At 33.6% G+C, this 19,852-nt stretch carries 20 protein-coding genes and 1 tRNA gene; 14 read left to right on the top strand and 7 right to left on the bottom strand.

Annotated features, from left to right (window positions below):
• Positions 1–2 precede the first annotated feature (2 nt).
• The 6 genes from QLQ96_RS06715 (at position 3) to QLQ96_RS06690 (ending at position 3,484) form a co-directional block, all read left to right on the top strand.
• Entirely contained in the window at positions 3–614 is a 612-nt protein-coding gene (locus QLQ96_RS06715; protein ID WP_482495730.1) for an SMI1/KNR4 family protein, read from the top strand.
• A 13-nt stretch (positions 615–627) separates the two neighbouring features.
• On the top strand, positions 628–1,407 hold the full coding sequence (locus QLQ96_RS06710; protein WP_482495728.1) for a cyclase family protein: 780 nt from the start codon (positions 628–630) through the stop codon (positions 1,405–1,407).
• Between the two features lie 157 nt (positions 1,408–1,564).
• Positions 1,565–1,966, top strand: a complete 402-nt coding sequence (locus QLQ96_RS06705; protein ID WP_482495726.1) for a GNAT family N-acetyltransferase — start codon at positions 1,565–1,567, stop codon at positions 1,964–1,966.
• Positions 1,963–2,313, top strand: coding sequence for a DUF4260 domain-containing protein (locus QLQ96_RS06700; protein ID WP_482495724.1), 351 nt, complete (start codon positions 1,963–1,965; stop codon positions 2,311–2,313). The genes QLQ96_RS06705 and QLQ96_RS06700 overlap by 4 nt, the downstream gene beginning before the upstream one ends.
• Positions 2,314–2,319: 6 nt before the next feature.
• Positions 2,320–2,691, top strand: a complete 372-nt coding sequence (locus tag QLQ96_RS06695) for an MmcQ/YjbR family DNA-binding protein (RefSeq protein ID WP_482495722.1) — start codon at positions 2,320–2,322, stop codon at positions 2,689–2,691.
• Between the two features lie 70 nt (positions 2,692–2,761).
• Entirely contained in the window at positions 2,762–3,484 is a 723-nt protein-coding gene (locus tag QLQ96_RS06690; protein WP_482495721.1) for a PH domain-containing protein, read from the top strand.
• A 142-nt stretch (positions 3,485–3,626) separates the two neighbouring features.
• Here the strand turns inward: QLQ96_RS06690 and QLQ96_RS06685 are convergent, their stop codons facing one another.
• Entirely contained in the window at positions 3,627–4,727 is a 1,101-nt protein-coding gene (locus QLQ96_RS06685) for a DUF4407 domain-containing protein (protein ID WP_482495719.1), read from the bottom strand.
• Between the two features lie 235 nt (positions 4,728–4,962).
• Between QLQ96_RS06685 and QLQ96_RS06680 the strand changes: the two genes are divergently transcribed.
• Together QLQ96_RS06680 and QLQ96_RS06675 are read left to right on the top strand one after the other, a co-directional pair.
• Positions 4,963–7,773: a TonB-dependent receptor gene (locus tag QLQ96_RS06680; protein WP_482495717.1), complete on the top strand. Its 2,811-nt coding sequence runs from the start codon at positions 4,963–4,965 to the stop codon at positions 7,771–7,773.
• Between the two features lie 74 nt (positions 7,774–7,847).
• Positions 7,848–8,915 (top strand): phytase, encoded by a 1,068-nt coding sequence (locus QLQ96_RS06675; RefSeq protein WP_482495715.1) that lies wholly within the window; start codon positions 7,848–7,850, stop codon positions 8,913–8,915.
• Between the two features lie 114 nt (positions 8,916–9,029).
• Here the strand turns inward: QLQ96_RS06675 and pckA are convergent, their stop codons facing one another.
• Entirely contained in the window at positions 9,030–10,634 is a 1,605-nt protein-coding gene (pckA, locus tag QLQ96_RS06670; RefSeq protein WP_482495714.1) for a phosphoenolpyruvate carboxykinase (ATP), read from the bottom strand.
• A gap of 300 nt (positions 10,635–10,934) precedes the next feature.
• A complete protein-coding gene (locus QLQ96_RS06665) occupies positions 10,935–11,321 on the bottom strand; it encodes a DUF423 domain-containing protein (protein ID WP_482495712.1) in 387 nt (128 codons plus the stop codon).
• A gap of 186 nt (positions 11,322–11,507) precedes the next feature.
• Between QLQ96_RS06665 and QLQ96_RS06660 the strand changes: the two genes are divergently transcribed.
• Positions 11,508–12,872 (top strand): saccharopine dehydrogenase family protein, encoded by a 1,365-nt coding sequence (locus QLQ96_RS06660; RefSeq protein ID WP_482495711.1) that lies wholly within the window; start codon positions 11,508–11,510, stop codon positions 12,870–12,872.
• Positions 12,873–13,014: 142 nt separating this feature from the next.
• Here the strand turns inward: QLQ96_RS06660 and QLQ96_RS06655 are convergent, their stop codons facing one another.
• Together QLQ96_RS06655 and QLQ96_RS06650 are read right to left on the bottom strand one after the other, a co-directional pair.
• Complete coding sequence (locus tag QLQ96_RS06655; RefSeq protein ID WP_482495709.1) at positions 13,015–13,977, bottom strand: DUF6624 domain-containing protein; 963 nt, start codon at positions 13,975–13,977, stop codon at positions 13,015–13,017.
• Between the two features lie 210 nt (positions 13,978–14,187).
• Entirely contained in the window at positions 14,188–15,576 is a 1,389-nt protein-coding gene (locus QLQ96_RS06650; RefSeq protein ID WP_482495707.1) for a dipeptidase, read from the bottom strand.
• Positions 15,577–15,685: 109 nt separating this feature from the next.
• Between QLQ96_RS06650 and QLQ96_RS06645 the strand changes: the two genes are divergently transcribed.
• Positions 15,686–15,770, top strand: a tRNA-Leu gene (locus QLQ96_RS06645).
• Between the two features lie 175 nt (positions 15,771–15,945).
• The gene (locus QLQ96_RS06640) at positions 15,946–16,791 is read left to right on the top strand and encodes a hypothetical protein (protein WP_482495706.1); all 846 of its coding nucleotides are present in this window, start codon (positions 15,946–15,948) and stop codon (positions 16,789–16,791) included.
• 241 nt (positions 16,792–17,032) lie between these two features.
• On the opposite strand, the gene QLQ96_RS06635 is transcribed toward QLQ96_RS06640, so the two are convergent.
• Positions 17,033–17,266, bottom strand: coding sequence for a hypothetical protein (locus tag QLQ96_RS06635; protein ID WP_482495704.1), 234 nt, complete (start codon positions 17,264–17,266; stop codon positions 17,033–17,035).
• An 85-nt stretch (positions 17,267–17,351) separates the two neighbouring features.
• On the opposite strand from QLQ96_RS06635, the gene QLQ96_RS06630 reads away from it, so the two are divergent.
• The 3 genes from QLQ96_RS06630 to QLQ96_RS06620 all read left to right on the top strand — a co-directional run bounded on the left by QLQ96_RS06630 (position 17,352) and on the right by QLQ96_RS06620 (position 18,899).
• Positions 17,352–17,582, top strand: coding sequence for a helix-turn-helix domain-containing protein (locus tag QLQ96_RS06630; protein WP_482495702.1), 231 nt, complete (start codon positions 17,352–17,354; stop codon positions 17,580–17,582).
• Between the two features lie 4 nt (positions 17,583–17,586).
• Positions 17,587–17,949 (top strand): hypothetical protein, encoded by a 363-nt coding sequence (locus tag QLQ96_RS06625; RefSeq protein WP_482495700.1) that lies wholly within the window; start codon positions 17,587–17,589, stop codon positions 17,947–17,949.
• 158 nt (positions 17,950–18,107) lie between these two features.
• Positions 18,108–18,899 carry a hypothetical protein gene (locus QLQ96_RS06620; protein WP_482495699.1) on the top strand — a complete coding sequence of 264 codons (792 nt, stop codon included), beginning with the start codon at positions 18,108–18,110 and terminating at the stop codon, positions 18,897–18,899.
• Between the two features lie 203 nt (positions 18,900–19,102).
• Here QLQ96_RS06620 and QLQ96_RS06615 read toward each other — a convergent pair whose 3' ends face one another.
• Positions 19,103–19,768, bottom strand: a complete 666-nt coding sequence (locus tag QLQ96_RS06615) for an HAD family hydrolase (protein ID WP_482495697.1) — start codon at positions 19,766–19,768, stop codon at positions 19,103–19,105.
• Positions 19,769–19,852: the final 84 nt, after the last annotated feature.

Below are 19,852 nucleotides of genomic sequence, written 5' to 3'. Positions count from 1 at the left end.
GAATGAATTTAGAAACAGCCATTTTAGAAATAAAAAAATTTTGGAACACAGATGAAGAATTTTCATTTGGGGAATCAAAAAACCAAAATCATGTTGAAAGATTAGAAAATGAGTTTGGAGTTGCAATTCCAGATTCTTTGAAAGAATACATCACTAATTTTGCCTCATTAAACAATTTTTATTTCACAACAGTAGGCAATCCAATATGCCTTTATAGAGTTGATAATCTAAAGTTTAAACAAGACGGTTATAATTTCAACCCAGTAAAAAACATAAAAATTGATGATTGGAATGAAAGCTTTTTTATTCTTGCTGATGAAGGTGCAGATCCAATTATAATAGATTTAAATCATCCAGAGAACGGAATACAAAAACTAATGCATGGAGCTGGCAGCTGGGATTATGGCGAAACAATAGCTGACTCTATTGGTCAATTTCTTCTTTGCAGTGCCGCAATTCACCATGCTCTAACGAACTTTGAAGAGGAATCTATAATAGATGACGAAAATGGTTTTAATCTTACTGAAAATGCTGCAAAGTGGTATTTTAAAAACATGAAAAATTGGGCAGGGAATTATTATTCTGAATGGTGCTCAATCTTTGATAATCATTAAAAAGTATTCAAATATGTTTTCCACAATAAAACACAATGGTGAAATTTTCGAAATAGACTTATCAAAACCCATTGATATCTCGATTCCTTTAACGAATACAGATGAAAATCCGATTGCTTGGTATATTGAAAAACCTTCAATTGAACCTGTCGTTTTTGGAGATTGGATTGGTAAAGTTTCTGAGGGAAAATCATCTACAAATTTTAATAATATTTTCTTCAATCCGCATGGGCATGGAACACATACGGAATGTTTGGGACATATAACGAATGATTTTTATAGCATTAATCAATCGTTGAAACAGTTTTTCTTTACTGCAAAATTGATTACGGTTGAACCTGAAAAAATTGGGGATGATTTTGTGATTACGAAAGAGCAAATTGAAAATGCGTTGAGCACTTCGACTTCGCTCAGTGTGACAAACGAAGCTTTGATCATCAGAACACTTCCAAATGAGCTGGATAAAAAATCAAGAAAATATTCGAATACCAATCCGCCGTATTTAAGTGAAGAAGCTGCGATTTTTATCCGCGAAAGCGAAATTCAACATTTATTGATTGATTTGCCAAGTGTAGACAAAGAACACGACGAAGGTAAATTATTGGCTCACAAAGCGTTTTGGAATGTAAAAGACACTTTAAACTTAAATTCAGATGCGAGATTAAATGCCACAATTACAGAAATGATTTATGTTACAGACGAAGTTGAAGATGGAAATTATATTCTAAATCTTCAAACTGCTTCGTTTGAAAATGATGCGAGTCCATCAAAACCAGTATTATATAAAATTTAAAAATTAACCACAAATTGCACAAATTTCCGCAAATTATTTATTGCCGCAGATTAAAGGATTAAAATGATTTAATCTGTGAAAATCAATTAATCTGTGGCAAAATATTAAAAATAAATTTGTGAAAATTTGTGCAATTTGTGGCTAAAAAAAACCGATAATGATAACAGTCTCTACAGATAAAACAAAACTCGACGTTCCATTCATCCAAAACTTTTTAAAAGACATTTATTGGGCCGCGGGACGAACAATGGATGAAGTTCAGCGCACGATTGATGCTTCAGTTTGTTTTGGAATTTATTTGGGTGGCAAACAAGTCGGCTTTGCACGAGTGATAACTGATTATGTAGTTTTTGCTTATTTAATGGACGTTTTTATTACAGAAGAACATCGCGGAAAAGGGTATTCATCTATTTTAATTGAAGCAATGATGAACGAACCTCAACTTCAAGAAGTTAAAATATGGCGATTGGCAACAACTGACGCTCACTTTTTATACGAGAAATTCGGATTTACAAAACTAAATCATCCTGAAAAAATGATGGAAAAAATTATCAAATGAAAACAGTTCTACAACTCGAAGAAGTCGCTTTATTTCTTCTCGGCATCTTTTTATTCAACCATTTAAATTACCAATGGTGGTGGTTTCTGGCTCTAATATTAGCTCCTGATTTATCGATGATTGGTTATGCTTTTGGAAACAAAGTTGGAGCGCTTCTTTATAATATCTTTCACCATAAAGGAATTGCACTTTTAATTTATGGCATTGGCTGTTATTTAAGTATCGAAATTGTGCAATTAGCCGGAATTATTTTATTTTCACACTCTGCAATGGATCGTATTTTTGGTTACGGACTGAAATATAAAGAGGGTTTTAAATACACACATTTAGGTGAAATCGGTAAATAAACAATTATGAATTTAGAAACGTTTTACGAATATTGTCTTTCTAAAAAAGGAGTAAGCGAGCATTTTCCTTTTGATGAAGATACTTTAGTTTTCAAAGTCGGCGGAAAAATGTTTGCATTGTCGTCTCTCTCTCAATGGGAAAAAAATGAGCAATCGGCAAATTTAAAATGCGATCCAGAACGCGCACAGGAACTCAGAGCAGAATATGACGAAATACAACCTGGTTTTCATATGAGTAAAGTACACTGGAATACCGTGGCTTTAAACGGAAATTTGCCTGATAAATTCGTGAAAGAACTCATAGATCATTCGTACGAATTAGTCTTTAAAAGTTTGACAAAGAAAATTCAAAATGAAATAACGCAATTAGAAAATTAGGCATTACATTTGCATCGTAAGAAAAAACACTTAGCAGCTCAGCCGCTTTGAAACTAGCAACTAATAAACAATGAAAGAACAATTTAAAAAATTTCTGAACGAAGAACAAGATCCTAAAGCGATCGAAAAAATAACTTCGAAACTTAATGATTTATTGATGAAAGGTGAAGAAGTTGGTTATATCGCCGTACAAAAAAAACCTGCAATCACTGTTTTTCCAGATAGTATTGTATTAACAAATAAACGTATCATTATTTGCACGCCTAAAAACTTAGGCCTTTCAATGAATTTTACAGATTATACTTGGGATGATGTTACAAGCGCATTTGTAAAAGAAAACATTTTAGGTTCTGAATTTTCATTTAGCACTAATACAGACCTGATTCTTTCTATAGATTATATTCCGAAAATTCAGGCTAGAAAAATGTATACGTATGCTAAAGAACAATTAGATTTATTAAAAAATCCAGTTCAGACTGCAGCTCCAATTCAGGAAACTTTTGTTGAAGAAATTGAACCAGAAGTTGAAGAGGAAATCGAAGAAGTAGAAGCTGAAGAAGTTACAAATTTTGCTGAAATTTTACCAGCTGCTCCTGCAGTTACAGAAACTTTTGAACCGCTTCCTACTCAACCTGTTCAACCAACTCAACCGGCTGGCGACCGTAAATTCAGTGATTTAACTAAAGAAGAACTTTTCGATAAATTACAGAATTATAAAAAACTTCTTGATAATGGTTTAATCATGCAAGGAGAATATGATGCTTATAAAAAAGAGATATTGAGCTACATGTAAATAAGTCTTAAAGTCCAAAGTCGAAAGTCTTAAAGCTTTCTTCTCTTTATAAATAAAAAAGTCCGAAATAGAATTTCTATTTCGGACTTTCTTTTTTAGTCTCTGCTTCGACTTTATGACTTTTGACTTTAAAACTTTGAACTTATAAAGTCGCTTTCTGCTTCTCTACAAATTTATGCGATTGTAATTCCAGCAGTTCTTTTGCATTTTTTTTCTGCAATTCGAATAATCCTCTGTCTCCCGCAATATCGGCATAAACTCTATCGTGCATTTCGGAGCTTGTTTTTACTAGCAGCTCACGTTTGTATTTATTTTGAGTCAGCGTTGCTTTCATGGCTGTTTCGGCTTCTTCTTGCTTGAAATCGAATTCTCCTTTTGGTGCTAATAATTTGGCAATAATTGGAGAGGTTTCAATTGCTAAAAACAACAGCATTATAAAAAATGATGGCAACCAAGGCAGTTTGTTTAATGCATTGATACGCGCCATTAATCCGTCGAAACCTTCAATGATGGGTTGTGTCTGCGAAACTTTTTTGTCTAAATCGGCTTGCAATTGCTTTCCAGCTTTTTCTTTCTCGGCGATCTTAGCTTCATTTGTTATCTTTAAAGTTGCAAATTCTTTAAGCGCTGCATCGTGTTTTTCGCGTTTTTCTTTGTAAACTGGACCTTTTCCTAATTTCTTGGTTCCTGTAGTTCCTTCGGCTTCAGTAATATAAACAGAATATAAATCGTTTACTTCTTTCTCTTTCTTTACAATATCAGCTTTTAGCGCCGCAATTTCAGCTTTATTCTTATCTAAATCCGATTTGAAATAGTTTCCAACTTGTTTTTTATTGGCCAATTCCATTTCGTTTTTCTCTTTCAATAAAACGGTATTGATTTCTTTTTCGAAAATTTTAATTTCTAAAGGCTTCGAAATTACAATTGCAATAATGACTGCCAATGCGATACGTGGAGTCGCTTGAAGAAATTCGTCCATAAAACGGTCTCTTTTTTTAATGGTCGAAACGATAAATCGGTCTAGATTAAAAATAAGTAAACTCCATACAAATCCAAAAATCAAGGCGGGATAAATAGAATCGAAAACAGTAAAAAGCGCATAAGCACTCGCCAAGAAGGCCATAACTGCTGTGAAGAATACAGTGGCTCCAATACCAACATATTTGGTTTGTTCGCCTTCTGAGCAGTCTTTCAGGATGTCGCGATCGGCTCCTGAACATAGGATAAAAAATTGTTTTAACATGATTGATGATTTTTGATTGTGATTGATACGGCAAATTTAACGCCAAATTTTTAAATACGGTCAAATTATTATTTCTTTTTGATTGTGAATCAATTATTTGCCTCTCATATGTTATTTAAACATTAATAGATTTTGAATACCAATGGGCAATCATAACGTTATGTTAATTTTTTTTCAAGGCTCTAGTAATATAAGGGCTTTAGTTTCGCAACCGAAATCAAACTAAACACACACAATGAAAAAATTTTATTTATTAACAGCATTCTTTTTATTCGCCTTTACAGGTTTTGCTCAGAAAGCTATTATCTCTGGAAAGATATTAGATGCCGATGACAAACTGCCTCTTCCTGGAGCTATGGTTCAAATTGTAGGCGAGAAAAAATACACTGTTTCCGATTATAACGGTCGTTTCGAATTATTGAATATTAACGAAGGAACTTACAAAGTTGAAGTAAAATATATTGGATATACTACTTCAACTCAAGAAATAAAAGTAGAGCAAGGAAGAAACAACGTAATTGACTTCGCTCTTAAAGCTTCTGAAAATGAATTGAAAGAAGTAGTTGTTGGAGACATCTTAAAAGGTCAGGCAAAAGCGCTGAACCAGCAGAAAAACAACAAAAACATTGGAAACGTAATTTCTTCAGATCAAATGGGTCGTTTTCCTGATGCTAACGTTGGAGACGCTTTAAAACGTGTTCCTGGTATCACAATGCAAAATGATCAGGGTGAAGCTCGTAACATTATTATTAGAGGTTTAGCTCCATCTTTGAACTCAGTTACTTTAAATGGTGATCGTATTCCATCTGCTGAAGGAGACAATAGAAACGTACAAATGGACTTAATTCCATCTGATATGATTTCTACAATCGAAGTAAACAAAACGCTTACGCCAGACATGGATGCTGATGCGATTGGAGGTTCTGTAAACTTAATTACAAGAGCAACTCCAAACGGAGAAAGAATTTCTGCAACTCTTGCTGGAGGTTATTTGCCAATTCGTGACCACGCTTCTTACACTGCTGGTTTCGTTTACGGTAATCGTTTTATTGACAACAAATTAGGAGTTGTAGTGAGTGGATCTTACAACAATGTTGATTACGGCTCTGATAACATCGAAAACGAATGGGTAAGAGATGAATTTGGAAATGATTATTTACAAGCGGCAGAAATCAGAAAATATGATGTACAACGTATTCGTCGTAGTGGATCTATTGCTTTAGATTATAAATTCAACGATAACAATACTATTTTCGCTAACGCTATCTACAACTGGAGAGATGATAGAGAAAATCGTTTCAGAACTACTTATGATGATATCGAAGCTATTTATGATGGTGAAACTATCACAGGATTTGAAGGTCGTGTAAAACGTCAGACAAAAGGTGGTTTAGACAACAGCAGAAACAAAAACAGAAGATTAGAAGACCAAAGAGTTCAAAACTACTCTCTTCGTGGAGAACACTTAATCAACTCTACTTTAGATTTAGACTGGTCTGCAAACTATGCAAAAGCTAGAGAATATCGTCCAGGTGAGCGTTATATCGAATACCGTCAAAAAGGTTTAGAGATGTTCCAAGATTTATCTGATCCAAGATTCCCATTATTAACAACTGCTGGAGAATCTACAGACGAATTTAAATTTAATTCTGTTACTGAAAACACAGACGAAACTAGCGAAAGCGAATTTGGAGCAAAAGTAAACATCCGTTTTCCATTCTCTGTAATTGCCGGAGAAAAAGGAAGATTGAGAACGGGTCTTAGACTTCGTTTAAAAGAAAAAGAAAGAAACAATAATTTCTATTCTTATTCACCAATCAACGATGATATGGAATTATTATCACAAGTTCCAACATCTTATTTTGATGGAAAAGATTTTAATCCAGGAAGTAAATATGTAGCAGGAACTTTTGCTTCTGCAGCTTATTTAGGAGGTTTAGATTTAAACAACTCTACTTTATTTGAAAAAGAAACAGATCCAGCTGAATATTTAGCTGTTAACTACAACGCTAAAGAAAGAATTTCTGCTGCTTACGTAAGATGGGATCAGGATTTTAATGACAAACTTTCAATGGTAATGGGGGTTCGTGTTGAGAATACTCATATTGATTATACAGGAAACCGTGTATTGGATGAAGAAGAATTAGAAAGCAAAATCAACAATACAAACTCATACACAAATGCATTGCCAAGTATTTCATTCCAATACAACGCAACAAAAGATTTAGTTTTAAGAGCTGCTGCTACAACAGCTTTGGCTAGACCAAACTACTACGCACTTGCGCCTTATGTAAACAACATTGCTGCTGATAAAGAAATTACAGCTGGAAATCCAGGTCTTAAAGCAACATACGCATACAACTATGATTTCATGGCAGAAAACTATTTCAAATCTGTTGGTTTGATCTCTGGAGGTGTTTTCTACAAAAGATTAAATGATTTTATTTACAACTACAGCGATAATCAATATACTGATGCGAAATTTGCTGCAGATTTCCCAAATCAAGTAAACCCAATTCCAGCAGGAGAAAACTGGTCTTTCTTACAGTCAAGAAACGGAGACAATGTAGATGTATACGGATTTGAAGTTGCTTTACAACGTCAGTTAGATTTCTTACCTGGTAAATTCTTGAAAGGTTTTGCTGTATACTTAAACTATACTTACACGAAATCTAAAGCAAAAGGTATTGCTGATGAGGATGGAAACGAAAGAAACAACATTAGCCTTCCAGGTACTGCACCACACATGTTTAATGGATCTTTATCTTGGGAAAACAAACGTTTCTCTGCAAGAATCTCTACAAACTTTACATCTGATTACTTAGATGAATTAGGTTCTGAGTCTTACAAAGATAGTTTCTACGACAAACAATTTTTCTTAGATGCTAATGCTGCTTACAAAATCACTCCAAAATTGCGCTTGTTTGCCGAAGCTAATAACATAACAAACCAACCGTTACGTTACTACCAAGGAATTGAAGCTCACACTAAACAAGCTGAATATTACCAAGCTCGTTACAATTTAGGATTGAAATTAGACTTGTAATCTGCAATTTTAAAAATACTTAAATTAGACAGAGTTTAACGCTCTGTCTAATTGCATTAAAATATAATATAACAATGAAAAATAAATCTTTAGTTGCTCTTTTACTTTTAGCTGTTTCATTTACAGCTTGTAAAGACGAAAAATTAGCTCCAGTTCAACCAAATGCTGTAAAACCGACAGCAGTTACAGAAGCTTTGCCTCACGATACAGACGATCCTTCAATCTGGATAAATCCAACAGATCCTTCAAAAAGTATTATTGTTGGAACAGATAAAGACACAGACGGTGGTTTATATGCTTTTGATTTGAATGGAAAAATCCTTAAAAAATCAATTACTTTAAAACGTCCAAACAATGTTGATATCGCTTACGGATTGATTATTGACGGAAAAAAAGTAGACGTTGCCGTTACAACAGAACGTGAAGAAAATAAAATCAGAATCTTCAGTTTACCTGATTTAGAACCAATCGACAATGGCGGAATTCCTGTTTTTGAAGGAGAAGCACAACGCGATCCGATGGGAGTTTCTTTATACACTCGCCCATCTGACGGGAAAATTTTTGCAATTGTTGGAAGAAAAACGGGACCAACTGGAAGTTATTTATGGCAGTATGAACTTTCTGGAAACGGAAAATTTGCTGTTGCAAAAGTAGTTCGCAAATTCGGAACTTACAGCGGTAAAAAAGAAATTGAAGCTATTGCAGTCGATAACGAATTAGGTTTTGTTTACTATTGCGACGAGCAAGCTGGAATTAGAAAATACAAAGCAGATCCAACTTTAAATGATAATAAAGAATTGGCTTTCTTCGGTCAAAAAGATTTCAAAGCAGATCATGAAGGAATCGCTATTTACAAAAAAACAGATTCTACAGGATATATTTTAGTCTCAAACCAACAGGCAAATACTTTTATGGTTTACCCAAGAGAAGGCGCAAAAGGTAACCCAAACAATCATCCTTTGTTAGCAGAAGTTCCAACTTCTACAATTGAATGTGATGGTGCAGATGTAACTAGCGTAAATTTAGGCGGAGCTTATAAAAACGGACTTTTTGTAGCGATGAGCAACGGAATGACGTTCCATTATTACGCTTGGGATTTGATTCAAAAACGAATTGACGAAGCGAAAAGTAATTTTTTTTGAGGTTTTCAGTCGCAGACAGTGTTCAGTGTTTATTTTTTTTACTGCGATTGGAAACCAAACAAAAAAGCTGTTCATTTCTGAACAGCTTTTTTTATTTGAATTAATTCATTCCTTTTATTCTGTAATTGGCGCTCCTGCTAAGATTTCAGCATTGGCAAACTCTTCAAATTTCGCAAAATTAGCTTTGAATTTATTTGCTAATTCTAATGCTTTTTTATCGTATAAATCTTTGTCTTCCCAAGTATTTCTAGGATTTAAAATTTCCTCTGGAACATTTGGACAAGATTGAGGTTTTGCAATTCCAAATACTTTATGATTTACGTATTCTACATTATCCAATTCTCCTTTTAATGCAGCGGTAATCATAGCACGAGTATATTTCAGTTTCATACGGCTTCCAATTCCGTAAGGTCCACCAGTCCATCCTGTGTTGATTAACCAAACTTTTACTCCAGCATCTTTCATTTTTTTGCTCAACATTTCTGCGTAACGCGTTGGATGTAAAGGCATGAATGGAGCACCAAAACAAGCAGAGAAATTTGGCTGAGGCTCAGTTACACCAGCTTCTGTACCAGCAACTTTTGCAGTATATCCAGAAATAAAATGGTAAGCGGCCTGACCTGGAGTCAATTTTGAAATTGGAGGCAAAATCCCGAAAGAATCGGCCGTTAAGAAAAATATATTTTTAGGATCATGCCCAACCAAACCTGGCTGTACATTGTCAATATGCGTAATAGGGTAACTTACACGAGTATTTTGTGTAATCGAAACATCATCAAAATCTACTTCGTTTGTTCCTGCTTTGAAAACCACATTTTCTAAAAGCGCTCCTTTTTTGATTGCTCTAAAAATGTCTGGTTCATTTTCTTCTGTCAAGTTGATTACTTTAGCATAGCAACCGCCTTCAAAGTTGAAAACTGTGTTTTCGTTTGTCCATCCGTGCTCATCATCTCCGATTAATTTACGTTCTGGATCTGCAGATAAAGTTGTTTTTCCTGTACCAGACAAACCGAAGAAAATAGCCGTATCCCCTGCCTCACCAACATTGGCGCTACAGTGCATTGGAAGTGTTTTTTTGAAAACTGGAAGAATAAAGTTCAAAGCAGAAAAAATTCCTTTTTTCATTTCTCCTGTATAACCTGTTCCTCCAATTAAAGCAATTTTTTTAGTAAAATCTAAAATAGCAAAATTAGACTGTCTTGTTCCGTCAACAGCAGGATCTGCCATAAAACTTGGAGCACAAACTACTGTCCATTCTGGAGTAAAATTTGCCAATTCTGAATCTTCTGGACGCAAGAACATATTATAGCAGAACAAGTTTGACCAAGCTGTTTCTGTTACAACACGAACATTCAATCTATAATTTGGATCAGAACACACATAAGAATCGCGAACAAAAACTTCTTTGTCTGATAAAAATGCTGTTACCTTATTATAAAGCTTTTCAAAAGCTTGTGGTTCAAACGGGATATTTACATTTCCCCACCAAACTTGATCTTTAGTAATATCATCTTTTACGATAAAACGATCTTGTGGAGAACGACCTGTAAATTCACCTGTATTAATTGCTAACGCTCCAGTAGAATTCTCAACACCTTGTCCTGACTGCAAAGTAATCGCATGTAATTCATCTGCAGATAGTTGATAACGAACTTTTGCATTTTCAATTCCTAATTCTTTTAACGAAATCGATTGCGCGAAAACTGTATTAGTGTCCATAAATTTTTAGTTGTGTGTGATTTTTTGTTTAAAGCAAAATTACAGATTAATTCTTATTTCTTTTAAAATACTTAAATTTCACTCTTATTTATATGAAAAAAGAGAAATTTCACTTTAAAAATTACAAAAAGAAAAAAATAATCGCTTCTAATTTGTCTAATTACAACCTAATGCGTGATTTTGTTATATTATTTTTGTTTAACAATAGAAAATACAAAAAAGTCACACAAATAAGTCTATATGTTATTTATGTGACAAAATTAAAGATTAATTCTTAGACAGAATTTTTTTTTCGGGATTTTATGATTTTCTCCTCAAAATCGTAAAGAATAATAGCGTCCAAGCAATAATTAATAGAAAACCACCCACTGGAGTTGCGAATACGATAATTTTAGATTCAAATAAAGTATAGTCTTTTGTTGCCATTAAATAGATTGAACCGCTAAAAAGAACAACACCTGCAACAACTAAATTATAGATCGTTTTTAAAGTTTTTTCTGCGATGTCTTTTTGCGTAGATAAAAATAGAAGAAAAAGAGCGTGATACATTTGGTAACGAACACCAACTTCAAAACTGATTAATTGATCAACTGAAAGATATTTTTTCAACAAATGAGCCCCAAAAGCACCCAAAATAATAGCTAACATACCAATAAAAGCTCCCGTTAGAACGATTCTTCTTTTCATAATTATTTCTTTTGAAATTTGAAACAAAAATACTTTAAACGAACCGAAAAACCGTCTTACTTTCTGGATTATTTAGAACTAAATCAAATTGTTTTTTACTGGAATCCAAAAAATAAATTCAATTTAATTTAATTTCGATTGTTATATTTATAACATTTAAATATATTTGTGTTAAATATTTGAGACATGAGAAACGTTTTAATAATTGGAGCAGGAAGATCTGCATCGTCTTTGATTCGATATTTATTATCAAAATCTAATGAAGAACAACTGCATTTAACGGTAGCTGATCTTTCATTACAACTTGCGAAAGCGAAGACACAGGGTCATCCAAATGCAACTCCGCTTGCCTTAGATATTTTTAATGCCGATGAAAGAAGAAAAGCGATTGCAAATGCTTCGATAGTTATTTCAATGCTTCCTGCGCATCTGCATATCGAAATCGCTAAAGACTGTCTAGAATTCAAAAAGAATCTCGTTACTGCATCTTACATAAGCGACGCGATGCAAGCTTTAAACGATGAAGCCATCAAAAGCAATCTGATTTTCATGAACGAAATTGGCCTTGATCCAGGAATAGATCATATGAGTGCCATGAAAGTTATTGATGAAATCAGATCGAAAGGCGGAAAAATGCTTTTGTTTGAATCTTTCTGTGGCGGTTTAGTCGCTCCAGAATCGGATAATAATTTATGGAATTACAAATTTACTTGGGCACCAAGAAACGTAGTTTTAGCGGGACAAGGAGGCGCTGCCAAATTTATTCAGGAAGGCACTTATAAATACATTCCGTACAGTGCGTTGTTTAGAAGAACCGAATTTCTAGAAGTTGAGGGCTACGGAAAATTTGAGGCTTATTCTAACCGCGATTCGCTTAAGTACCGTTCGGTTTATGGATTAGACGATGTATTGACATTATATAGAGGAACAATTAGAAGGGTTGGTTTTTCGAGAGCTTGGAACATGTTTGTTCAGCTCGGAATGACTGATGATAGTTATATTTTAGAGGGGTCAGAAAATATGAGTTATCGTCAGTTTATCAACTCTTTTCTTCCTTATCATCCGACAGATTCTGTTGAAATTAAAACTCGTTTGATCTTAAAAATTGATCAAGACGATATTATGTGGGATAAACTTTTGGAACTGGATTTATTTAACCCAAATAAAAAAGTAAATCTTCCCAATGCTACTCCAGCTCAGATTTTAGAAAAAATATTATCTGAAGGTTGGGCTTTAGAACCAGATGACAAAGACATGATTGTCATGTATCACAAATTTGGTTATGAATTGAATGGCGAGAAAATGCAAATCGATTCTAAAATGGTTTGCATTGGCGATGACCAAACGTATACTGCAATGGCAAAAACAGTCGGACTTCCGGTTGCGATCGCGACATTATTGATTTTAAATGGAAAAATTACAACTCCAGGTGTTCAGCTCCCTATTAAAAAAGAAGTTTACGAACCCATTTTGAAAGAGTTAGAAGAATATGGGGTCATTTTTAACGAACAAAAAGTACCTTATTTTGGATACAATCCCGACTTGTTTTAGTCTGGATCTGCATGTTTATTTTTAGAATTTTTTTTTAATTAGTTTTTAATTTTATCCGCTTCCTTCATCAGAAGCGGATTTTTTTGTTTTAAGATTCAAAAACACAGCAAACACTTAAACCCAATTTGAAAAGTTGCATTTCTTATTTTGTAATATTTTCGAGTTTTTCTGTTTCTGGAAGTTCTTTTTTGTACTCTTCCAAATTCCACTCAATATTCATTTTTGCCGCGTATTCTGCCATAGTTCCTAGTCCAACCTCTGCACGTCTTTTATCTACATTATCTGGGTCTATCATAGGCGATATGTACATTTTATTTGTTTTTTTATTCTTCGCACTCTGGCTGCCATAAATTTGCCTTCTTCCCTCTCTCAAAGCCACTCTATCTTCTAAGTACGCCAAATTTGCTCCATTAGCATTCCCATTTTTAACTGCCTCTCGCATCATGGGCAAATACTTTTGCTGGTATTCTAAATCAGAATGCTGAATAACCAAAAACAACGTTTTATTTCCCTGTTCACCGACAACATTTTTCCCAAGCCAGCCTCTTTCATCCAGTATCTTCATCACCTTAATGAGGTTAATACTGTCTTTTCGATTCATAATTTTACCAATGCTGTCAATTTTCTTTTTATCAGGTTTAGGAGCTTTATAAACATTTAAAAATTCACCTCGAATTTCTTGATCTTCAGTGTAAATAACGGCTAGTTCTTTTTCCAAAACTTTATCATAATTTGCTCCGATAACATCCAATTTCTTCTGTAGTTTTTCAATTGTTTTTGTCCACTCTTTTTCCGAATGCAAAGATTTCAAATCTCTATCTATTTGAATATGAGAAATGTTTTGGTAACCGTTATCAATAGCGAGATTCAGCCATTTGAAAGCTTTTTTGTTTTCTTTTGCTCTAGAAGCAGAACAGCCAGCATTGTAGAAGTCTATTGAAGATTTCTTTTCTATTTTAAAAGCTTTATTGTAATAATTAACAGACAATTTATAGTTTTGTTTCGCATAACAAGAGTCTGCTTTACGAACCCAATCTTTATAGGTTTGCGCTTCCGCGAAAGTGAAGCTGGCCACAATAAAAAAGAATGCAATTAATTTTTTCATAAGGTTAACAATTGGTTAGTTAGCATTTTGTCTCCAATCACGGGATTATTGTATAGCTATAAATATTGCTCAATAAATGTAGAATTAAATCCCAAACAAACAAGTTTTTTCTTATATTTTTAATGTCTAAAATTAGAAATAAAAAAATCCGCTCATTTCTGAACGGATTTTATATTTTAAAGAAATTGAGTTCCTTTTTGACAAAAACCTTTATTTGCTTAATTCCACAAAATACTTGTAAAACAACGGAATAGTCTCTATACCTTTCAAGTAATTAAAAATTCCGAAATGTTCGTTTGGAGAGTGAATTGCATCGCTGTCTAATCCGAAGCCCATTAAGATGGTTTTGCTTTTTAATTCTTTTTCGAATAAAGCCACAATCGGAATACTTCCTCCTGAACGAACAGGAATTGCAGGAACTCCAAAAGTTTCTGTATATGCTTTGTTAGCAGCCTGATATCCGATGCTGTCAATTGGCGTCACATAACCTTGACCACCGTGATGAGGCGTTACTTTTACTGTAACTCCAGCTGGAGCAATACTTGTGAAGTGTTTCGTGAAAAGTTCTGTAATTTCTTCCCAATCTTGATTTGGAACCAAACGCATTGAGATTTTAGCGAAAGCTTTACTCGCAATAACCGTTTTAGCACCTTCTCCTGTGTAACCGCCCCAAATTCCGTTTACGTCTAATGTCGGACGGATTGAGTTTCTTTCGTTGGTTACATATCCTTTTTCACCATAAACATCAGCAATGTTTAAAGCGTTTTTATATTTTTCTAAACTAAAAGGCGCTTTTGCCATTTCAGCTCTTTCTTCTGCAGATAATTCCTGAACTTTATCGTAGAATCCTGGAATTGTAATGTGATTGTTTTCGTCATGAAGAGAAGCAATCATTTTTGCTAGAATATTAATTGGGTTTGCTACAGCTCCTCCATATAAACCAGAATGCAAATCGCGGTTTGGACCAGTAACTTCAACTTCAACATAACTCAAACCTCTTAAACCAGTCGTAATAGACGGTTGTTGGTTAGAAATCATTCCTGTATCTGAAATCAAAATAACATCGTTCTTCAGTTTTTCCTGATTGCGTTCTACGAACCAAGCCAAACTTGCAGAACCTACTTCTTCTTCTCCTTCGATCATGAATTTTACGTTACAAGGCAACGTATTGCTTTGCACCATTAATTCAAGCGCCTTTACGTGCATGTACATCTGACCTTTGTCATCACACGCTCCACGTGCAAAAATTGCTCCTTCTGGGTGAATATCTGTAGTTTTAATAACCGGTTCAAATGGTGGTGAAGTCCATAATTCTAGAGGATCTGGCGGTTGAACGTCGTAGTGTCCGTAAACTAAAACCGTTGGAAGATTTGGGTCTATTATTTTTTCTCCGTAAATAATTGGGTAACCTGGAGTGTCGCAAGTTTCGACATAATCGCACCCTGCTTTTGATAAACTTTCTTTTACAGCCTCTGCTGTGTCAATAACATCTTGAGAATATGCAGTGTCGGCAGAAACCGACGGAATCTTTAATAATTCGATCAATTCGTTGATAAACCGATCTTTATGTTGTTGAACGTAGGACTTAATATTTTCCATTTAAATAATTTTTATAGAAAACCAAAAGTACAAAAAAGAGAATTAAAAAAAATTTTCAAAAAATGCTTTGATAATTCAAAAGTATGCCTATCTTTGCACCCACAATTCCGCGGATATGGTGAAATTGGTAGACATGCCAGACTTAGGATCTGGTGCCGCAAGGCGTGTAGGTTCGAGTCCTATTATCCGCACCAAAAAAAGCTTCTGAATATTTTTTCAGAAGCTTTTTTGTTTTTGGTACATATTGATTTAACCTACTTATTCTTTTACAAAATCTTAAATCAACCAAACCCCTTTTTATTCTATCTAAGTTTTTTTTACATTTGATTCTTTAGCTAAAGCACAATAATTATTTTACATCTTATTAAAATGAGCTTCCATATTTACATCAAAAACAAACAAACGATTACGTATAATCAATTACTAGAAAATAAACACCTGCCCAGCGAAACTAAAATTTCATTTGGTATAAATTCTCAAGAATCTTTAAATGGATACTCAAAATTTTATCTGCCTAAACTATCTTCAAGAGGAGTTGCCATTACAACAAATCCTGATAAATATGATGTTGAAATTAATGTTGGAGCAACCAAAGACGATTGGAGATTAGCAGTTAAAATTTCTTTAGCATTGGGAGAAATTAACAATTCATCAATAGAACCTGAATTTGATGATAAAATTTCTCTTGACGAATTTGAAACAAATTATAACGAAAAATGGATTGAAAGCGTAAAGCATTTATCAATAGAATCTTTTATTCAAGTGCAAAAAGAAGCAGGTGGAGCACTAACTTTTATGGGGTGTGTGAGACACTATTATGCTGGCGATTACATAATCGACACACTTTCTAAGAATACTGATTCCCCAGAAATGTTTAATGACAAATTAATTGAGGAAATTAGAAAAATTCAACATTTAGAAGATTATGAAGATGATATTGAATTTCCTTCTGTTAAAGTAATGGATTTTCCCGATGAAGGAGAAAAAAAGCTAACGATATTTCCAGCGAATTTTAAAGTTCTATTACCTAAAGCCGATTATATCTTTTTGATAAAAAAAAATGAAGCAATAGCAAAAGTAGCTTTTGATGATTTCATTAAATATATTACTCCAAAGGCAAAAAGAGTAGATGAATTCCAATATATAATTTATCCTGTGCAGGAAGATGAACATTACGAAATATTAATGCATTTTAAATCAACCGAAACAATTTAACACATATTCTTACAAACAAGAATTGTTGTACACTTAAGGAGTTACTCGCGAAGATTTCTCCTTATGTCAAAATGACAAAATGTGTGGAATCTTCACGACTCACCTTGACGAAAGGAGATTTACCAGCATCACCAACGAGTTGTCAAACTATGAAAATTGCGGAAATCAATGTAGGTTTTTGTCGGTTTTGCTGTCTGGCTTCTCCTTTCGTCGAAATGAACTTTTATAAAATAGAATTTTTTTAATCAATATTTAAATAAGGATCGAGAACTTCTGCTAATCTATTGAGCCAATAAAAATTATCATCAATATTCTCGAGTTCAGATTGTGTGGTTTCATATCCGCGCATTGCACGTAACGAAAGCGCGTAATTGACTCGTCTAATGGACTTAGCCATATCTTTTACATCAATTACTTCAGTAAAAAAGTCTTTTAGTCTGGTTTCAAGCTCGTTTGAAATACATTCTGTAGCCATTATCTTATTTTTATTTCAGGCAAATATAATAATTTATAGGCACGCATGCTATCGAAAGCGAAATAAATATTTCCATTTTTGAAATATGAACATTTCAGAAGAAAATTATATCATACATCTTGGTATTCACATTAGACAATTACGCGAAAGGAAAGACTTATCGCAACAAGGTTTAGCTGATGATTCTGGCGTGACTAAGTCTCAAATAGCAAGAATAGAAACTGCTAAAATCAATACTTCTGTAAAAACTCTTGTAAAAATCGCCAATGCTTTAGATATTGAACCTAAAGAATTGTTAGATTTTTCTTTGAAATAAACGAATGAAAAACAACTATTCTATAAATTCAAAAGTTTTATTTTTTATTCTTCTTATTTTCATTTCCTGCGAAAAAGTTGATTGTGAAAAATTAGCATCAATTTATCGAAAAGGAAGTTTCAATATCGTTGTAAAAGAAACACCTGTACCGTTCTCAAAACATAATTTCTACATCATAGGAAAAAGTCTAAACTCTAATAAAGACACAATTTATGATGAAGAAAACAGATGGCTTTGCGAACATTATAAAGAAATTGAAATAGGAGACACAATCAGAAAAAAGGAAAAGGAATCAACTTTAAGTGTTTTTAAAAAAGATACCATACTAAATTTCCAATTTAATTGTAATGGAATGAATTTCAATTAGAACTTCGGCTAAAGCGATTTCCTTTCAATCAAAAATATTTCAGAAATTTCTTTAATTATCTTGTGTTTAATCTTCAAATATTCTTATTTTTAAAATACCAAAAACCTAATTCTCCTTATTTTATTCATTTTTTAAATCTCTAAAATCATTTAGAACACATGAAAAAATACAGATTATTAGTCTTCCTTTTAGGAATTATTGCGGTTTTTTACTTCGTAAGAACAATTCGAAACTATACCGTTAAACAAGAAACTCGAACTATAAAATCGGAACATTTTATTGTTTCCTATACTGGAATTTACAAAAGCGAGGCCGAAAAAGCCAGCAAACATTTAGAAGAGAATTATTCTAAAATTAGAGAAAATCTAAAAGATGCACCGCACGATTTGATAAAGGTTTTTATTTACGGTTCGCAATACAAATTTAACGCCGCGACTGGTTTAGAAGAAAATACAAAAGGCACAAGTCGTGGTCCAAACGAATTTCATTTTATTTGGACGAATTGGTTTAATTCGATTTTCCCCGACGATCCGCTAAAAACGGCGCTGCATGAATTTACGCATTGCGTTCAGTTAAACATCTTAATCCACAAAGCCAAAGACTCTATTATCACGCAAGATAGACGTACTTTTGAAAGGGAATTTGATAAAAAATTCGGTGCAGAATATCCGCGCTGGCTTTGGGAATCGATCAGTATGTTTGAGGCAAAAGAAGTAAATAGATTAAGCGTAAAGTATGCTAAAAGCAAAAACCTGACTTTAGAAGAGCTAAATAAAAGCAATCAAATCTACAATATTGGCTACACGATAATCGAATATCTTACTCAAAAATGGGGCAAAGATATTTTACCCAAATTAATCGCTTCTTTCGGCAATATCGAAAAAACATTAAACGTATCGACTAAAGAATTTGAGAAAGGCTGGATTGCTTTTTTGGAGGAGAAGTATTAAATATTTTTATTTCACGCAGATTTAAAAGATTTAAGCAGATACATGCAGATTATTTATTTTTATAATCTAAAAAAAATCTGCTGTGATCTGTAAAATCTGCGTAAAAAACGCACATCTGTACAAGAAGCTTGAAACTAAAAAACCTTTGTCAAAGTTTAAAACTTTGACAAAGGTTCAATATATCATTTTTTGGAATTTTGAATTTATTTATTGGAATTTAATAATTCTAAAATCTTATCCACATTCACTTCGCTATAATCATTGATATAAAAATCGCATGGAGGAAGTTGCTCTTTTGTATGCGTGCTTAAAACACCCACGACTTTCATTCCGGCATTTAATCCTGCTGTAACGCCCGAAAAAGAATCTTCGAAAACCACACAATCAGACGGAGAAACGCCAACACGCTCCGCCGATTTTAAATATACTTCTGGATTTGGTTTATGAAACGTAACGTCTTCGCTTGACATCATCGAATCCATTTTTTGGTCGAGTTTCAAGAAATTGGCAATCAAATCTAAATTGGCGCGCGGAGCCGATGTTGCAACTGCTGTTTTGAATCCGCGAGATTTTAGTTCTTCTAAAAACTGCATGTAATGCGGAATCGTTTCGACTTTGTCTTTATAAATCTCACGAAACATTCCTTCTTTTTCATCTTCAAGCTTTATCAATTCTTCACCCTGAATCGGGCGCTTGAAGAAATGGGTCATGATATAACTATTGTGTTTTCCGTACATATGTTCTTCAAATTCTTCATTGGTGTACGGAATTTTATATTTATCGAAAAACTTTTCAAAAGCGACTACATGATGCGGATTGGTGTGGCAAATCACGCCGTCCATATCAAAAATTACACATTGCTGGCTCATAATTTTATTTGTTTTTAAACGGGTGCAAGATACGAGCATTTATATTGTTTCTAATCTTTAAGTAAGTTAATAAAGTCTTATTTC

Source organism: Flavobacterium sp. B167r (assembly GCF_056824315.1).
The sequence above is the reverse complement of the archived record's forward strand: the minus strand, read 5'-3'. Positions and strand labels throughout refer to the sequence as shown.

Excerpts from the sequence above, each read along its gene's own strand:
- QLQ96_RS06620 (WP_482495699.1), top strand. The coding sequence starts at position 18,108 with ATGAAAAAATACAGATTATTAGTCTTCCTTTTAGGAATTATTGCGGTT.
- QLQ96_RS06715 (WP_482495730.1), top strand. The coding sequence starts at position 3 with ATGAATTTAGAAACAGCCATTTTAGAAATAAAAAAATTTTGGAACACA.
- QLQ96_RS06640 (WP_482495706.1), top strand. The coding sequence starts at position 15,946 with ATGAGCTTCCATATTTACATCAAAAACAAACAAACGATTACGTATAAT.
- QLQ96_RS06685 (WP_482495719.1), bottom strand. The coding sequence starts at position 4,727 with ATGTTAAAACAATTTTTTATCCTATGTTCAGGAGCCGATCGCGACATC.
- QLQ96_RS06705 (WP_482495726.1), top strand. The coding sequence starts at position 1,565 with ATGATAACAGTCTCTACAGATAAAACAAAACTCGACGTTCCATTCATC.
- QLQ96_RS06650 (WP_482495707.1), bottom strand. The coding sequence starts at position 15,576 with ATGGAAAATATTAAGTCCTACGTTCAACAACATAAAGATCGGTTTATC.
- pckA (WP_482495714.1), bottom strand. The coding sequence starts at position 10,634 with ATGGACACTAATACAGTTTTCGCGCAATCGATTTCGTTAAAAGAATTA.
- QLQ96_RS06695 (WP_482495722.1), top strand. The coding sequence starts at position 2,320 with ATGAATTTAGAAACGTTTTACGAATATTGTCTTTCTAAAAAAGGAGTA.
- QLQ96_RS06690 (WP_482495721.1), top strand. The coding sequence starts at position 2,762 with ATGAAAGAACAATTTAAAAAATTTCTGAACGAAGAACAAGATCCTAAA.
- QLQ96_RS06680 (WP_482495717.1), top strand. The coding sequence starts at position 4,963 with ATGAAAAAATTTTATTTATTAACAGCATTCTTTTTATTCGCCTTTACA.
- QLQ96_RS06630 (WP_482495702.1), top strand. The coding sequence starts at position 17,352 with ATGAACATTTCAGAAGAAAATTATATCATACATCTTGGTATTCACATT.
- QLQ96_RS06660 (WP_482495711.1), top strand. The coding sequence starts at position 11,508 with ATGAGAAACGTTTTAATAATTGGAGCAGGAAGATCTGCATCGTCTTTG.
- QLQ96_RS06635 (WP_482495704.1), bottom strand. The coding sequence starts at position 17,266 with ATGGCTACAGAATGTATTTCAAACGAGCTTGAAACCAGACTAAAAGAC.
- QLQ96_RS06655 (WP_482495709.1), bottom strand. The coding sequence starts at position 13,977 with ATGAAAAAATTAATTGCATTCTTTTTTATTGTGGCCAGCTTCACTTTC.
- QLQ96_RS06700 (WP_482495724.1), top strand. The coding sequence starts at position 1,963 with ATGAAAACAGTTCTACAACTCGAAGAAGTCGCTTTATTTCTTCTCGGC.
- QLQ96_RS06625 (WP_482495700.1), top strand. The coding sequence starts at position 17,587 with ATGAAAAACAACTATTCTATAAATTCAAAAGTTTTATTTTTTATTCTT.
- QLQ96_RS06665 (WP_482495712.1), bottom strand. The coding sequence starts at position 11,321 with ATGAAAAGAAGAATCGTTCTAACGGGAGCTTTTATTGGTATGTTAGCT.
- QLQ96_RS06710 (WP_482495728.1), top strand. The coding sequence starts at position 628 with ATGTTTTCCACAATAAAACACAATGGTGAAATTTTCGAAATAGACTTA.
- QLQ96_RS06615 (WP_482495697.1), bottom strand. The coding sequence starts at position 19,768 with ATGAGCCAGCAATGTGTAATTTTTGATATGGACGGCGTGATTTGCCAC.
- QLQ96_RS06675 (WP_482495715.1), top strand. The coding sequence starts at position 7,848 with ATGAAAAATAAATCTTTAGTTGCTCTTTTACTTTTAGCTGTTTCATTT.